We start from the raw sequence: 15,353 nt of genomic DNA, 5'->3' as shown, positions 1-15,353 counted from the left end.
AGCCCGTCCCTAACGCTGCCAGGTAGCCGTTTAGTGAACTACCCCGGAACTTAAATTGGCCAGGGGCCGCTTAACACATGAAATTTCTTTCATACATTTACTGCATCAATGGCACCCGCATCCGCTCCTACACTTCCCATCGACCTGGGCCTCGACATCGAGAAGATGGAGAAGGTGGCGTTTATCCTCAAAACCACGGCTCACCCTACGCGCATCGCCATTGTGCAGCTGCTGGCGGCCCACGAGCAGCTGTCGGTGAATGACATTTGCGAGCGCCTGCACGCCGAGCAGTCGCTCATTTCGCACCACCTGGCCGGCATGAAGAGCAAGGGCATCCTGGCCAGCTCGCGCAGCGGCAAGAACATCTACTATTCTTTGAAAATGCGCGAGGTAGTCAATGTTATTCAATGCCTGGCGCAGTGCACGTTTTTATAAGCGCTGGCGCCTTTTTTTGCCTTTACATATGAACATCTGTTCATTTTTTCATACTAAATCCTAACCGCGTCATGCTGCACTACCTGGGTTATCTGGCGGCCATTTTTATCGGGCTCGCGCTGGGCATTATGGGCGGCGGGGGCTCCATCCTGACGATGCCGGTGCTGGTGTACCTGCTAGGGGTGAGCCCGGTGCTGAGCACGGCTTACTCGCTGTTTGTGGTGGGCAGCACGGCGCTGGTGGGGGCGGCGGGCTACTGGCGGCGCGGGCTGGTGGCGCTGCCCACGGCGCTGCTGTTTCTGGGGCCGTCGCTGGCCACGGTGTTTCTGACGCGGCGGGTGCTGCTGCCGGCCGTGCCGCAGCAGCTCTTTATGCTAGGCCGCCTGCCAGTTACCAAAGACCTGCTGGTGCTGCTGGCCTTTGCGGTGCTGATGGTGGCGGCGGCCGTGGCCATGATTCGGAGCGGACGCGGCGCGGCTCCCGATGCCGACGCGGCCCCGGCGGCCCCTAGCCCCGGGCTGGTACTGGGCATTGGAGCCGTGGTGGGGCTGCTGACGGGGCTAGTGGGCGCGGGCGGCGGCTTTCTCATTATTCCGGCGCTGGTGCTGGGGGCGCGGCTGCCCATGAAGATGGCCGTGGGCACCTCGCTGGCCATTATCGCCCTCAACTCGCTCCTCGGCTTTGTGGGCGACCTGGGGGCGGGGCAGCTTATCGACTGGCCCTTTTTGCTGGGGTTTCTGGGGTTTGCGCTCGGGGGCATAGTACTGGGCAGCTACCTGGCGCGCTTTATTCCGGGGGCGCGGCTCAAGCCGGCATTTGGCTGGTTTACGCTGGCAATGGGGACATTTATTCTCACGAAGGAGCTATTCTTTCACCACAGCTAAGTAGCGACTAACCAACTATTTATTATGAAAATCGAGCAGTTTGAAGACAAGGGCCTGGCCCATTTTTCCTACGCCGTGCTGAGCGAGTGCGCCCGCGCGGTGGTGCTCATCGACCCGGCCCGCGACCCGCAGCCGTACTACGGCTTTGCGCAGGCGCACGGGGCTAGCATCGTGGCCGTTATCGAAACGCACCCGCACGCCGACTTCGTGAGCAGCCACCTGGAGATAGCCCAGGCCACCGGGGCCGTGGTGCACGTGAGCCAGCTGCTAGGGGCCAACTACCCACACCAGCCTTTCGACAGCGGCGATACCCTAGCGGTAGGCAAACTGGCTTTTCGGGCCCTGAATACGCCGGGGCACTCGCCCGACTCTATCAGCATCGTGCTCAGCCGCGAGGGCCGCGACGTGGCCGTGTTTACGGGCGATACGCTGTTTGTGGGCGACGTGGGCCGGCCAGACCTGCGCGAGGCCGCCGGCCACCTCACGGCCCGGCGCGAGGAGCTGGCCCGGCAGCTCTACCACTCGCTGCGCACCCAGCTGCTACCGCTGGCCGACGACGTGCTGGTGTACCCGGCCCACGGCGCGGGCAGCCTCTGCGGCAAGGCCCTGAGCGGGGCTATGAGTAGCACCATCGGCGCCGAGCGCGCCGGCAACCCCATGCTGCGCCCACTCAGCGAGGCTGACTTTGTGCACGAGCTGCTGGCCGACCAGCCGTTCATTCCCAAATACTTCGGCTACGATGTGGCCCTGAACAAGGCTGGTGCGCCTGCCTTGGCGGCTAGCCTGGCCCAGGTGCCGCGCCTGGCCGAGGCGGCCGCACTGCCCGCCGGCACGTTGGTAGTCGATGCCCGGCCTGCAGCGGCGTTTCGGGCGGGCCACCTGCCGGGGGCGCTCAATATTCAGCCGGGCGGCAAATTTGAAACCTGGCTAGGCTCGATAGTTGGGCCCGACGAACCGTTTTACCTGCTGGCGGCCGACGAGGCGGCACTGGCCGGGCTGCTGCATCAGGTGGCTAAAATCGGCTACGAGCCGCTCGTGCGGGGCGCGGGCGTGGCGGCGGCCGGGGCAGTGCAAGCGCCCGCGCTCGACGTGGCCGCCCTGCGGGCGCAACCCGAGCGCTTCACCATCGTGGATGTGCGTAACCCCGCCGAGGCCAAGCAAGCACCGCTGCTGCCGGGCGCCCTACTGCTGCCGCTGCCCGAACTGCGCGAGCGGGCCGGCGAGATTCCGGCCGGGCGGCCGGTGGTGGTGCACTGTGCGGGCGGCTACCGCTCGGCGGCGGGCAGCAGCATTGTGGCCGGGGCCCGGCCCGAGCTAGCCGTCTTCGACCTGGGCGAGGCCGTGCAGACGTTTCGCCCGGCAGCGACCAGCCACTAGCGCCAGGCCATCTCTAACAGTCGGCTTTTTATTCCCTTTATAATCACAAGGTTAACCCCTACCCCGTTCGGCCATCCCGACGCCTACGCAAGGCGCCGCGGGGCCAGCCTATGGGTGGGGCCTGGCTTTCGTTTATGCTTGATTTTCTGCGACAACCCTGGCCCTGGTACGTGGCCGGGCCGCTCATTGGCCTCACGGTGCCGGCGCTGCTGCTGCTCGGCAATAGGGCGCTGGGCATCAGCAGTGCGCTGCGCCACGTGTGTGCGGCCTGCGTGCCGGCGGGCATTCCTTTTTTGCACTACAACTGGCGCGCCGAGGCCTGGAACCTGTGGTTTGTGCTGGGCATCGTGCTAGGGGGCTTCGTGGGCTACCGTCTGCTGGGGCACCCGGCAGCGGTGGCCATCTCGCCGGCCACGGTGCACGACCTGCGCACCCAGCTGCACCTCACTGACTTCACGGGCCTGCTGCCGCGCGAGCTATTTGCGCTCGATAACCTGGCCAACTGGCGCGGGTGGGTGTTTCTGGTGCTCGGGGGCTTTCTGGTGGGCTTCGGCACGCGCTACGCGGGCGGCTGCACCTCGGGCCACGCCATTTCGGGGCTGTCCAACCTGCAATGGGTGTCGCTGGTGGCAGTGGTCGGCTTCTTTGCGGGTGGGCTGCTGATGACCTGGGTTATTTATCCACTGCTGTTCGGCTAGGCTAGTATGAAGAACCTTAACTACCTGGGGCTCGGCACCTTGTTTGGCATCGTTCTCACCAAGAGCGAGGTTATCAGCTGGTTTCGGATTCAGGAGATGTTCCGCTTCCAGGCCTTCCATATGTACGGCATCATCGGCTCGGCCATTGTGGTCGGGATGCTGTCCATTCAGCTCATCAAGCGGTATAGTATCAAGACTATCAGCGGCGAAGAAATCCGGCTGGCCGATAAGCGCTACAGCCCCGGCGTGTGGATAGGCGGGCTGCTGTTTGGGCTGGGCTGGGCGCTCACCGGGGCGTGCCCCGGCCCTATGTTTGCGCAGCTGGGCAGTGGCGTGGGCGCGGCGGCAGTGCTCATCCTGGCCGCCCTGGCTGGCACCTGGACCTATAGTGCCCTGCGCGAACGGCTACCCTAGCGGCACCCGCCGCATTTTACCACTTAACTTTCCCGCTGAAAATCAGCGCCCTCCTCGGCAATGTCTGCTGCCCTTCCTCCCGACCATGGCCCCCGGCTAGCCCGGCTGGCGCGCTGGCTCCTGCTGGCCGCGGCGGGGGGCGGGCTGCTCGTGGCCTGGGCCCTGAGCCAGGTGTGCTGGCCGGCGCAGCCTACTGCGCGTCCGGCCCTGGCCACCGAAGCTGCTGACGGCCCGCCTCCGCCCGGCAGCTACCACCGGCCGGCTTATGCGGCCCCCGATACGGCTACTATTCCGCGCACGGCGCTGGGTGCTGACATTCGCTACGGGCGGGCGCTGGTGGCCCACACAGCGCAGTATTTGGGGCCTAGCGGCACGGCGGGGCACTATACCAACGGCATGAACTGCCAGAATTGCCACCTCGACGCCGGCACCCGGGGCTTTGCCAACAACTACCTGGCCGTGGCCGCCACCTACCCCAAGCTGCGCGCCCGCTCGGGCACCGTGGAGGGCATCGACCGGCGCGTGACTGACTGCATCGAGCGCAGCCTCAACGGCCGCGCCCTGCCGGCCGGCAGCCGCGAGCAGCGCGCGCTGGTGGCCTACCTCGCCTGGCTGGGCCAGGGCATTGCTAAGGGTAAGAAGGTGTACGGCACCGGCCTCACCAAGCTGGCCTACCTACCCAGGGCCGCCGACCCGGTGGTGGGCCGGGCGGTGTACGCAGCCAAGTGCCAGAGCTGCCATGGCCCTAGCGGCCAGGGCCAGCCTGCACCCGATGGGCGCGGCTACCAATATCCGCCGCTGTGGGGGCCTGGCAGCTACACCGATGCGGCGGGCCTCTACCGCCTCAGCAGCCTGGCCCGCTATGCGAAGGCGGCCATGCCCTACGGCGCCACCTTCGACCGCCCGCAGCTCACCGATGCCCAGGCCTGGGACGTGGCTGCGTTTATCAATTCGCAGCCCCGCCCGCACCGGCCCACGCCCCACGACTGGCCCGACCTGCGCCAGAAGCCCATCGACCACCCCTTCGGCCCGTATACCGACGGCTTTTCGGCGCGCCAGCACAAGTACGGGCCGTTTCAGCCCATTGCGGCCGCTCACCCCGACCTAGCCCACTAACCTTCGTTGTAATGACTGTTTTTTCCCGCTTTCTGCTGGCTAGCCTCCTGCTGGGCGCCGCCACGGCCCAGGCTCAAACCGCGCCCGCTCCGCCTACCGCTAGCCCCGCCCCGGCCCTGCCCGCACCCGATGCGGCCATGGCCGCCAAGGCCGCGCAGTTTACCGGCACGCCGGCTACCAAGGCACACTACCGAGCCGTGTATCAGCTCGATAGCGACGACCCCAAGCTCATCAGCAAAACGCTGCACAATATGCAGAACGCCCTCAACGACCCGCGCCTCAAGGGCAAGCTGGAACTGGAGCTGGTGGTGTTTAGCGGCGGCACAGTGGTATTCAAGAAAGACCAGCCCTACGAGGCCGATGTGCTGGTTTTGCAGCGGGCGGGCGTCATTCTGGCGCAGTGCCAGAACTCGATGAACGCCTATAAGCTCACCAAGGCCGATATGCTGCCCTATATCTCGGTAGTGCCCACCGGCAACGGCGAGCTTATTATTCGCCAAGCCGAGGGCTGGGCCATTGTACACCCCTAGCGGGCAAGCGCAGCATACGCGTACGATACATAATTAGCTAAAAAAGAACGTCCTGCTGCACCAAGCGCAGCAGGACGTTCTTTTTTAGCTATTAAGCAGTATTGACTAGTGCTTGAAGTGGCGCACGCCGGTCAGCATCATGGCCATGCCGAGGCGGTCGCAGGCGTCAATCGAGTCCTGGTCTTTGATGGAGCCGCCGGGCTGCACCACGGCCCGGATGCCGGCCGCACCGGCAATCTCCACGCAGTCGGGGAAGGGGAAGAACGCGTCGGAAGCCATCACGGCGCCGTGCAGGTCGAAGCCGAAGCTGCCAGCCTTTTCGATGGCCTGGCGTAGCGCATCGACGCGCGAGGTCTGGCCCACGCCCGAGGCGAGCAGCTGGCCGGGGCGGGCCAGCACGATGGTATTGCTCTTGGTGTGCTTGCAGATTTTGAGGGCAAACTCCAGAGCAGCCGTTTCGTCGGGGCTAGGGGCCGATTTGGTGACAGTGCGGAAGTCCTTGGCCGTTTCGGTTTGCAGGTCGGCGTCTTGCTCAATCACGCCGTTGAGCAGGGTTTTGAACAGCTTATTGGGTAGGCTCACCGGCTTCTGGCGCAGCAGAATGCGGTTTTTCTTGCTTTGCAGCACCGGCAGGGCATCTTCGGCAAAGCTGGGTGCGATAAGCACCTCAAAGAACAGCTTGTTCAGCTCCTGGGCCGTGGCCAGGTCTACTTCCTTGTTCACAATAATGACACCGCCGAAGGCCGACACCGGGTCGCAGGCCAGGGCATTGGTATAGGCCTCGTGCAGACTGGCGGCCTGGGCCACACCGCAGGCATTGGTGTGCTTGAGGATAGCCACGGCGGGTGCGCCATCGGCCGGAAACTCGCGCATGAGCTGCACAGCAGCGTCCACGTCCACGAGGTTGTTGTAGCTCAGCTGCTTGCCGTGCAGCTGGTCGAACAGCGCGCCCAGGTCGCCGATGAACGAGCCGGCCTGGTGCGGGTTTTCGCCGTAGCGCAGCGGGGTGGCGGTGCCTTGGGGACTGGTGACGGGGCTAGCCGCTGCCAGCCCGGTGCCCTGGCTCACGTACTTGAAAATCTCGGTATCGTAGTGGCTGGTGGCCGCAAAGGCCGCGGCGGCGTAGCGGCGGCGGTCGTCGTAGCTGGGGCTACCGTTCGTTTCTTCGAGCAGCTGGGTCACGGCCTCGTATTGGTCGCGCGAGCTTACTACCAGCACGTCGCGGTAGTTTTTGGCGGCGGCGCGCAGCAGGGCGATGCCCCCGATGTCGATTTTCTCAATCACGTCCTGCTCGGGGGCACCGCTAGCTACGGTTTCCTCAAACGGGTACAAATCGACCACTACCAGGTCGATGGGCGGAATGCCGTGCTGCTCAGCCTGGGCCAGGTCGCTGGCCTCGTGGCGGCGGTGCAGGATGCCACCAAATACCTTGGGGTGCAAGGTCTTCACACGGCCGCCAAATACTTCGGGAAAGCCTGTGAGGTCTTCAACGGCAGTTACTTCAGCGCCTTGCTCTTCGAGAAATTGCTGGGTGCCGCCCGTAGAATAGAGCGTGACGCCAAGGCGGCGCAAAGTGGCTACCAGCGGGGCCAGCCGGTCTTTGTGGTACACGGAGAGCAGGGCGGCGCGAATGGGGCGAGCGGCAGACATAGGTAGGGGTAAAGTTTAGGGGGTTCGATGCTGTGCGGAGTGCAAAAGCTGCCTCGCCCCTACCCGGCCAACCGCGGTAAGGGTGTGGCGCCACAAAGGTAGCCCCGCTGCCGGGGGCCTCGGCGGCTTTTTTTCAAAAACATAACGCCGCCGCTACTGCGCGCTTGGCAACTTACCTGCGCGGTTTGGAGTTAAGCTAGCTTAACCGTTTGCTCACGTTTGCGCCTGACTTAATGACCGATTTCACGCCCGCCGACCAACCCACTTACGCGTCCACCGAAGTGGCTACGCCCGCCGCACCTACCCCAGCGGGCATGGTGGCGACAGCCGCCCAGCTAGCCCCTCGCCTGCTGGCCCAGGCCCCCGCCACCGATACCGTGGGCGGCTTTCCGAGCCAGGAAATGGGCTGGCTGCGCGAGGCTGGCTTGCTCACGGCTGCCTTGCCTGCCAGCCTGGGTGGGGCGGGCCTGGGCGAACCGGGGGCCTCGCTAGCCCTGCTGCAAGCGCTCTACCACGTGGGGCGAGGCAACCTGGCAGTGGGCCGGCTCTGGGAAGGCCACGTGAATGCGCTGCTGCTTATTCGCTGCTTTGGCAGTCCGGCGCAATTAGCCCGCGCCGCCGCCGATGCCCGCTCCGGCCACCTGTTTGGCGTGTGGAACACCGAAAACCCGGCCGATGGCGTACGCCTGGAGCCCCTGGCTGACGCGCCCGGCCGCTACCGCCTGCGCGGAGCCAAAACGTTTGCCTCGGGCGCGGGGCATATTACCCGGCCGGTGCTTACGGGGGCCCTGCTAGCCCCACTGGCGCCCGCCGTGCGCCTTGACCAAGGCCCATTGCGACCGGCCGTGCCGGCGCCACCAACGCCGGCCACTGGCTGGCAGCTGGTGCTGCTGCGCGCCGATGAGCAGCCCCCGGTACTGGACCACAGCTTTTGGCGGCCACTGGGCATGCGGGCCACGGCGAGCTTCCGGGCCGAGGTGACGGGGCTAGCCATCGGGACCGAGGACCTTATTGGTAAGCCCAACGATTATTACCGGGCGCCGTGGTTTGGGGGTGGGGCCGCGCGCTTCGCGGCCGTGCAGCTTGGCGGGGCCGCCGCCGTGCTCGACGAGGCCCGCCGCTTTTTGCGCCGCCTCGGCCGCACCGACGACCCCTACCAGCGCCAGCGCCTGGGCGAGCTGCTGGCCCTGCACGAAACCGGCCAGCGCTGGCTGCGCGGCGCCGCCGAGGTGGCTGCCCTGCCCGCCACGCCTACCGAGCCGCTCACTCCGGCCCGCGCCGAGGCCCTGGCGGCCTACGTAAACGCCCTGCGCGCCACAACCGAAGAGATTTGCCTGAAAACCCTGCGCCTGGCCGAGCGCAGCGTGGGCGCCCGCGGGCTGCTCCAGCCCGAGCCCTTCGAGCGCCTGCACCGCGACCTCACCCACTACCTGCGCCAGCCCGCCCCCGATGCCGCGCTGGCCGACCTGGGTCGCTTTGCGCTAGCGTCTGACAAACCCGCGTATCAGCTGTTTTAGCCGCGTGAGCGGGCCGGCATAAGCTCGGCTATTCTCCTAGCTAAGTCGGCTGGCTACTTGCTGAAACTGCCAACAGCTACCTGCCGTCGGGCTTTTTTGCAGCCATTCTGGCCCTAAACCGCGTAAGGAATGGTGCTAACGCCGGTTTTGGCGCCGTCTGCTTGTCCTTATGTCTGCTCTTCCTTTTGAAGCTTACCCGCTGCGCCCGGCCAGCTACGCTGCCACGCTGGGCCGCACGGTTATCGTTATTCCGCACCCCGATGATGAGGCCCTGGGCTGCGGCGGGCTGCTGGCCCTACTGCGCCAGGCCGGCCAGCCGGTGGCCGCCGTGCAGGTCAGCGATGGCACAATGTCGCACCCGCACTCCGTTGATTTTTCGCCCGTTGCCCGGCGCGAGCTGCGCTACGCCGAGCTGCGCCACGCCCTGGCCGTGCTGAACGTAGACGAACATAACGTGCTGTACCTGGGCCTGCCCGACAGCGAGGTGCCCAGCGAGGGCTCGGCCTTTGACAAGGCCGCTGCCCGCCTGGCCGATTTTATCACGGAGCAGCAGGCCGATACGGTGCTCGTGCCCTGGCGGCGCGACCCGCACCCCGACCACCGCGCCACCAGCCGCCTCACGGCTGCCGCGCTGGCTAGCCTGCCCCAGCCTCCGCGCCGCCTCGAATACGTGGTGTGGGCCTGGGAGCGCGCCGCCCCCGCCGACCTGCCCCAGCCCCACGAGGGCCAGGGCTTTCGGCTCGACATTGGGCCGGTGCTGGCCCAGAAGCAGCGGGCCATCGCGGCGCACCGCTCGCAGCTGGCGCCGGGTGTCATCACTGACGACTCGAGCGGCTTTTTATTATCCGAGCACATGCTGGCGCATTTTGCCCAGCCCACCGAGGTTTTTATCGAAGCACCTTCTCCCATCTCTGCATGAATACAAACCAACCCAATACCTTGAATCCTGGTTATTTCGACGATGTGTACCGGGCTAGCCACGACCCCTGGGCCTTCGCCAGCAGCCCCTACGAGCGCGCCAAGTATCAGGATACCCTAGCGGCGCTTACACTACCGCGCTACGAGCGGGCGTTTGAAATAGGCAGCTCTATCGGGGTGCTCACGGCCCAGCTGGCGCTGCGCTGCGGGCACCTGCTGAGCGTAGATGTGAGCGAAGCGGCGCTGGCCCAGGCCCGCCAGCGCTGCGCCGGCTTACCGCAGGTAGCGCTGCGGAAAATGCAAGTACCCGCCGAGTTTCCCGAGGGGCAGTTCGACTTGATTTTGCTTTCTGAGGTGGGCTACTACTGGGCGCCCGCCGACCTGGCCCGCGCTGCCGACCTGATGCTGGCCGCGCTGCCCGCCGGCGCCCAACTGCTGCTGGTGCACTGGACGCCCGTAGTGCCCGACTACCCTCAGACCGGCGACGAGGTGCACGCGTTTTTCCTCGCAAAAGCCGCCCCCGGTGGCCCGCTAGCCCACCTGCACGGCCACCGCGCCGACAACTACCGCCTCGATTTGTTTGAGCGGACGGCGGGCTAGCCGTATTCACGCCGGGGCTGGCCCCGCCATTCACCGAGGGCCCAGGCCCTGGCGCGGCACCTGCAAGGCGGTTCCGATTAAAGTCATCGCGCCAGCCGGCCGGGCAGCATAGGCCATAAAGAAGAGGCGGTTAAAAATACCCCCTAGCCCCTACAAACTGCACCTAGCATTGGCCTAAGCCGAACGCAAGCTTTCTTAAGCCCAACGGCCCGCGCTCCCACTACAGTAGGTGCGCGGGCCGTGCAGAAGGCACATAGCTACGCCGAAATGCCGTCGCGCAGGTAGGCGCGCAGGTCGCGCAGCGCCCCCGACAGGGGTACAGGCATTACCGCCCCGCGGGTGGTTTCTACCCACTGCCAAAACCGGCCGAAAGTAGCGGCCTCCCGCGCCTGCTTTAATAAATCGCTCATGGGCACCTCCACGGCGCGGGCCAGCCGCGTCAGCTCGGGGCCGGCGGTGCGGGCACCGGCCAGCCACCAGGCACGAAGGCGGCGGCGCGCCCGCCACACCCGCACCAGCTCGTGCGGGCAGGGCACCAGCGGCTCCTGCTGCTGAGCGGTCAGGTTTTCCCACTCGCGCAGCTGCCACGACAGGCCTACCTCGACGCGCCCACAACGACGGGCCGAGGTATATACCTGCACATGCGGGCTGTGGCGCACCGGCAGGTCGTGCTGCAACAGCAGCTGCCACAGCTGCTCATCTTCCAGGTAGGGCACAGCGGGCAGGCCGCCCACCTGGCGGTAGGCCCGCACCGTGAGGGCCAGGCTAGCCCCGTAGTGCTGGTGGTGGCAGGGCCAGCGGTCGGCGGTGCAGGGGTCAATTTTATCTTCGAGCTGGCGCAGCAGCACGCGGTAGGCCGCGTCGCGCAACTGCACGCGCCGCACGGGGCAGGGCGCTACGTCGGCGGGCGTTTGGGTTAGAATGCGGCCACCCACTGCTTCGGCGCCGTTCTCGATTTCGCGCAGCGTGGCGGCTAGCCAGGTAGAAGCCACTAAGGTATCGGCATCGGTGCTGAGCAGCACGCCGGTAGGCCCAATGGTACGCTCTAAGCGCTGGGCAGCCTCGTCGAGCAGCAGGCGCCGGGCACGGCCCACGTGGGCCTGCGGGCGGGGCAGCTGCACCTCGGCCACATGAATGGCCAGGCTAGGGTGGCGGCGGGCGGCCTGGCGCACAGCAGCAGCCGTGCGGTCGAGGCAATTATTGGCCAGCACAATTACTTCTATCATGCCCGCAGGCAGGGCCTGGCCGCTCAGGGTGGTTTGGGCGGCCAGCGCGGCCAGGGTGGCAGGCAGGGTGGTCGCCTCATCCTTGGCCGGGATAATGACGCAGGCTTGCAGCGCCGCCGAAGGTGGGGGAAGCTGGCGGTGCAGGGCACGTTCGGCTTGCTGCAGCAGCTGCTCTTCGGTGGGCGGTTGAAAAAGGAGGGCCGGTGGGGCGGTAGCCGTGGCCTCACGCGTGGCGTGAAAGCGTACCGGCTGGGCTAGTTGGTCCATAGGAAGACCTTTGTACGCCTCGGCTTAGCGAAGGATAGGAATTCGGCCTCGAATTTTTTAATTCCAGCAACACCTTCACCGAAAACACACGCAATAAAAAAAGTAAGCAATTGTTTCTCAGCTCAATTATCGCCCAAAGGTTTAGCTAATTCTTTTAGTTAAAAAAGGCGGCCAAGCTGCCCACTGGGGGAGCCTGGCCGCCTTTTTAGATAGTGTATTAACGCCTAAAAGGCCTCGCCAATGGCGAAGTAAAAGCCGGGGTCGGTGCCCCAGGCGTAGTCGAAGCGCAGGTTCACACGGTCGCGGCGAATGAAATTGAAGCGGGCTCCAATGCCACCGGCCGCGTGCAGGCCGTTCAAGGTGTAGTCGCTAAGGTTATAGCCTACTTGGCCGGCCCCTAAAAAGGCGGCCCCGTCGATGCGCCAAAACAGGTGCTGGCGCAGCTCGGCCTGGGCCGATACAAGCTGCCGGTCGCGGAAGCGCTGCTCATAAATGCCGCGCATGATGTTGGCGTTGTTGTAGAGCGTGCCGCCCAGGTTGGCCCCGATGCCGGCTAGCCCATACCACGGCACGTTGCCCGAGTGGAATTGCCCCAAAAATTGCAGCGCCAGAATGGTTTTGTCGCTGAAGATGCGCTGGAAGTGCCGGGCATCAATCTGGTAGCGCACAAAGTTGTAGTCAGAGCCCACGAAGCCGCCATTAAACATGACCTGCAAATCGAGCAAGCTGCCCTTGGAGGCACCCAGGGCCACGTCGCGGCTGTCGTAGGTATATACCGGGCCTACGCCCGAGAGGCTGAAGTTGAGGCGCTGGCGCTGGTCGAGACGCGGGTCGAGGTTGAAATAGTTTTGCGTGGCCGGGTCGCCCGATGGGTTTATCGGGTCGCCGTTATCGTTCACCCGTCCCTGCTCCTGCGAGATGTTATAAACCCGCGAGAGGCGGTACTGCAACCCTAAAAACTGGTTTTTAGCAATACTCTTCTGAAAGCGCTGGTTGATGATAAACAGCTGAAAATCCAAAAACGAGCGGTTGCTGTTTTGCACCTGCGGCGCGTCGTTGCCGGTGCCGAAGTAGTAAAGCCGGTTTTTATACGAGCTGATTTCGCCGTTCAGGTAATATTTCTCGCCCGGCGAGTAGATGGTGTGCACAAACTGCACCAGCGACTGGCTTTTCTGGGTGGTCCAGAACTGCACGCGGGCGTTGGAAGCGCGCGTGAGCGTATCGGTGCCCAGCCGGCCGCTCAGCAGCCCGCCCAAGCCATAGCCAGTACCGGTTTCCTGCTGATAAAACAGCACGGGCACCGGCAGAATCGTAATTCGTTTGGGTGGCTTACGGGTATCAGTTTGGGCAGCGGGCAGGCCCTGGCCGAAGCCGACAGTTGCACAACCCAGTAACCCCACTAGCAGCGGAAAAAAGCGCATATAATCAAAATAAGAAGCGTGTTGGTGACCTCAACGGATTTTACCCCCTAGCGGTTGGCTTAGCGCCTGCTTCTTACTTCACCTTTTCTCCAGAATATGGCCGCTGGTATTGGCTACCTGCCACGTTTAGACCGCTTAGCGGCCAACCCCGAGCATATCGCAAGCAAATAAGTAGCTGCAAGCTGCTTAGACCAGCAGCATGCTTAGGATACCGGCCAGCATAATGCCCTTGCACCAGGCGCTAAGCTGCCGAAAGTGGCGGCGACGGTCGGCGCGGGCCAGCCGCCGGGCCAGCTCCAGCAAGGGCAGCACCACCAGCCCCAGCAGCCAGGCAGCCAGCCCCCAGGCGCCCCAGGCCAGCAATTGCCCGGTGGCACCCAGCACCAGCGCCAGCAGGCTAGCCAGAAATAACCCAGCCACCCACTTGCTGCGCGCCACACCCCACACCAGCGGCAGCGTGCGGCAGCCGTGCTGGGCATCGCCGCGCATGTCTTCGATGTCTTTGATAATCTCGCGCACCACCGTGAGCAGAAAAGCGGCCAGCGCATAGAGCCACACCGCTTGGCGGCCCGTCAGCAGTTGCAGCTCGGGCAGCAGCACCAGGGCAGCCGTGAGCGCCCCAATGCTGACGTTGCCCACCAGCGCCAAGCGCTTGAAGCGGGCCGAGTAGCCCCAAAGGAGTGCCGCAGCCCCCATCGTGACGAAGCCCAGGCGGCACGAAAGCGCCATGGCCAGCACCACCCCTAGCCCGCTCAGCAGCACGTGTGCCAGCATGGCGTGGCGCCGCCGCAGCAGCCGCCCCACCACCAGACGGTCGGGCCGGTTGATGGCGTCAATCTTGACATCGTAGTAGTCGTTGATGATGTAGCCGGCCGCCGCCACCAGCAGCGCGGCCAGCACCAGCAGCCCAAACTGCGGGGCCAGCACTACCCCTAGCGGCTGGCCGGGCAGCAGCATGGCCCGCACCAGCACCATGCTCAGCAGCATAATAGCCAGGTTGGGCCAGCGCACCAGGCCGGGCAGCGCCCGGGCCAGCCGGCTGCCTTGGCCGGGGCCGGGCAGCAGCTCGTCGGCCCCGCCCGGCAGGGGCGGCCCAGGAGCAGGCGAAGACAGCGGGGCAACGGACATGGCAACGGCAGTAGAGCCCCGCAAGGTACGGCCCGGCCGGGCTGCCCCACGCAAAAGGCCTCTGCCAGCAAGCTGGCAGAGGCCTTTCCCTATTATTGCCTCCGGTATAGGGCTAGCAGCCTCACACGCGGCGTACGTTCACGGCATTCACGCCTTTGCGGCCTTCCTGCGTTTCGAACTCCACGCGGTCGTTTTGCTGAATCTGCCCGCCATTGAGGCCAGTGATATGCACGAAGAAGTCTTCCTTCGTAGCGTCGTCGGTGATGAAGCCAAAGCCTTTGGCCTCATTAAAAAATTTTACGGTCCCGGTTTTCATGTAATCGGCAAAAAGAAGAAATAAGCCTGTCTGCGTCCCCTAAGTGGGGCTAGCCGGGCCGGCGTTGTCATACGCAACCCGGGCTAGGGGGTTCAGCGCCGGGCTATTGGTGGTCGCGCCACTCGTATACCCACTTAGCCTGAATCTGCTCGAGGTGGCCTTCGTTGGCTTGCTCGCGGGTACCTTCAAAGTTGGGCAGGCTCAGCACCCACTCCAGCAGCTCGGTAAAGCGAATACGGTAGATTTTGGCTTCCGTAAAATCATCGCCAAACTTTTCGTAGAGGGCAATGGCTACGTCTTCGTGGTCGGCCCACTGAATGGGCGGCTCGTAGTGGTTCATTTTTACTGATTAATTGAGTAATGGCTAGTGGTTAATAAGTCAGAAATGACGGTCGGGCAGTGCGTTTAACACCTTCCCGACCAGTAATCATTAGGACATTAACCATTAAACCCTAGTGACCCAGGAAGTTTTGGGGCGGCACCGTGACCACAACCTCCAGGCGCTCATTGGGCAGCACGCACTGGCAGGCCAGGCGCGAGGTGAGGCGCGGGTTGATGGCGCGGTCGATGAAGTCTTCTTCCTTGTCGGAAATCTCGGGCAGCTCGTCGCCGCCCTTGTCGATGTACACGTGGCAGGTGCTGCAGCCGCACACCCCGCCGCAGTTGTGCTGCAGCTGAATGCCATTATTGAGGGCCACGTCGAGCACCGACTCGCCGCTCACGGCCACGTGGGTTTGGGCGGGCTGGCCGTCCTGAAACTGAAAAGTTATCGTCGAGGGAGTCAAAATACGGTTGCCGCTAGGGCCTAATGCAAAGCACAAAGGTAAGACACCCATATGGGGAATGACGAATGATA

The 15,353-nt window shown here is 64.5% G+C and carries 17 protein-coding genes; 10 read left to right on the top strand and 7 right to left on the bottom strand.

The features are described 5' to 3' along the window. Positions 1-108: 108 nt before the first annotated feature. From J4D99_RS09465 to J4D99_RS09435, 7 genes are all read left to right on the top strand, one after another. Complete coding sequence (locus J4D99_RS09465; protein WP_236018590.1) at positions 109-435, top strand: ArsR/SmtB family transcription factor; 327 nt, start codon at positions 109-111, stop codon at positions 433-435. A 71-nt stretch (positions 436-506) separates the two neighbouring features. Further along, a complete protein-coding gene (locus tag J4D99_RS09460) occupies positions 507-1,319 on the top strand; it encodes a sulfite exporter TauE/SafE family protein (RefSeq protein ID WP_208131448.1) in 813 nt (270 codons plus the stop codon). A gap of 24 nt (positions 1,320-1,343) precedes the next feature. After that, positions 1,344-2,696: an MBL fold metallo-hydrolase gene (locus tag J4D99_RS09455; protein WP_208131447.1), complete on the top strand. Its 1,353-nt coding sequence runs from the start codon at positions 1,344-1,346 to the stop codon at positions 2,694-2,696. 134 nt (positions 2,697-2,830) lie between these two features. Further along, positions 2,831-3,394: a YeeE/YedE family protein gene (locus tag J4D99_RS09450; RefSeq protein WP_220235722.1), complete on the top strand. Its 564-nt coding sequence runs from the start codon at positions 2,831-2,833 to the stop codon at positions 3,392-3,394. A 6-nt stretch (positions 3,395-3,400) separates the two neighbouring features. Next, positions 3,401-3,808, top strand: coding sequence for a DUF6691 family protein (locus J4D99_RS09445; protein ID WP_208131445.1), 408 nt, complete (start codon positions 3,401-3,403; stop codon positions 3,806-3,808). Positions 3,809-3,868: 60 nt separating this feature from the next. After that, complete coding sequence (locus J4D99_RS09440) at positions 3,869-4,924, top strand: c-type cytochrome (protein WP_208131444.1); 1,056 nt, start codon at positions 3,869-3,871, stop codon at positions 4,922-4,924. Positions 4,925-4,935: 11 nt separating this feature from the next. Further along, positions 4,936-5,454, top strand: a complete 519-nt coding sequence (locus J4D99_RS09435; protein WP_208131443.1) for a DsrE family protein — start codon at positions 4,936-4,938, stop codon at positions 5,452-5,454. A 105-nt stretch (positions 5,455-5,559) separates the two neighbouring features. On the opposite strand, the gene purH is transcribed toward J4D99_RS09435, so the two are convergent. Further along, complete coding sequence (gene purH, locus J4D99_RS09430; protein WP_208131442.1) at positions 5,560-7,104, bottom strand: bifunctional phosphoribosylaminoimidazolecarboxamide formyltransferase/IMP cyclohydrolase; 1,545 nt, start codon at positions 7,102-7,104, stop codon at positions 5,560-5,562. A gap of 233 nt (positions 7,105-7,337) precedes the next feature. On the opposite strand from purH, the gene J4D99_RS09425 reads away from it, so the two are divergent. The 3 genes from J4D99_RS09425 to J4D99_RS09415 all read left to right on the top strand — a co-directional run bounded on the left by J4D99_RS09425 (position 7,338) and on the right by J4D99_RS09415 (position 10,139). Continuing rightward, positions 7,338-8,621, top strand: coding sequence for an acyl-CoA dehydrogenase family protein (locus J4D99_RS09425; protein ID WP_208131441.1), 1,284 nt, complete (start codon positions 7,338-7,340; stop codon positions 8,619-8,621). Positions 8,622-8,790: 169 nt separating this feature from the next. Further along, entirely contained in the window at positions 8,791-9,540 is a 750-nt protein-coding gene (locus tag J4D99_RS09420) for a PIG-L deacetylase family protein (RefSeq protein ID WP_208131440.1), read from the top strand. Continuing rightward, a complete protein-coding gene (locus J4D99_RS09415) occupies positions 9,537-10,139 on the top strand; it encodes a class I SAM-dependent DNA methyltransferase (protein ID WP_208131439.1) in 603 nt (200 codons plus the stop codon). Before J4D99_RS09420 ends, J4D99_RS09415 begins: the two co-directional genes overlap by 4 nt. A gap of 257 nt (positions 10,140-10,396) precedes the next feature. Here the strand turns inward: J4D99_RS09415 and J4D99_RS09410 are convergent, their stop codons facing one another. The 6 genes from J4D99_RS09410 to J4D99_RS09385 all read right to left on the bottom strand — a co-directional run bounded on the left by J4D99_RS09410 (position 10,397) and on the right by J4D99_RS09385 (position 15,333). Beyond that, entirely contained in the window at positions 10,397-11,632 is a 1,236-nt protein-coding gene (locus tag J4D99_RS09410; RefSeq protein ID WP_208131438.1) for a glycosyltransferase, read from the bottom strand. Between the two features lie 224 nt (positions 11,633-11,856). Continuing rightward, positions 11,857-13,053 (bottom strand): BamA/TamA family outer membrane protein, encoded by a 1,197-nt coding sequence (locus tag J4D99_RS09405; protein ID WP_208131437.1) that lies wholly within the window; start codon positions 13,051-13,053, stop codon positions 11,857-11,859. Positions 13,054-13,239: 186 nt separating this feature from the next. Further along, positions 13,240-14,181 (bottom strand): geranylgeranylglycerol-phosphate geranylgeranyltransferase, encoded by a 942-nt coding sequence (locus J4D99_RS09400; RefSeq protein WP_208131436.1) that lies wholly within the window; start codon positions 14,179-14,181, stop codon positions 13,240-13,242. Between the two features lie 121 nt (positions 14,182-14,302). Beyond that, the gene (locus J4D99_RS09395; RefSeq protein WP_173115681.1) at positions 14,303-14,497 is read right to left on the bottom strand and encodes a cold-shock protein; all 195 of its coding nucleotides are present in this window, start codon (positions 14,495-14,497) and stop codon (positions 14,303-14,305) included. Positions 14,498-14,600: 103 nt separating this feature from the next. Then, complete coding sequence (gene iscX, locus J4D99_RS09390) at positions 14,601-14,837, bottom strand: Fe-S cluster assembly protein IscX (protein ID WP_208131435.1); 237 nt, start codon at positions 14,835-14,837, stop codon at positions 14,601-14,603. 112 nt (positions 14,838-14,949) lie between these two features. Then, the gene (locus tag J4D99_RS09385) at positions 14,950-15,333 is read right to left on the bottom strand and encodes a 2Fe-2S iron-sulfur cluster-binding protein (RefSeq protein ID WP_208131434.1); all 384 of its coding nucleotides are present in this window, start codon (positions 15,331-15,333) and stop codon (positions 14,950-14,952) included. Between the last annotated feature and the right edge of the window lie 20 nt (positions 15,334-15,353).

The sequence above is a fragment of the Hymenobacter sp. BT559 genome, assembly GCF_017571525.1.
Taxonomy (GTDB): domain Bacteria; phylum Bacteroidota; class Bacteroidia; order Cytophagales; family Hymenobacteraceae; genus Hymenobacter; species Hymenobacter ginsengisoli.
Note: the sequence above shows the minus strand (reverse complement) of the source record. Positions and strands in the feature narration are given on the sequence as shown.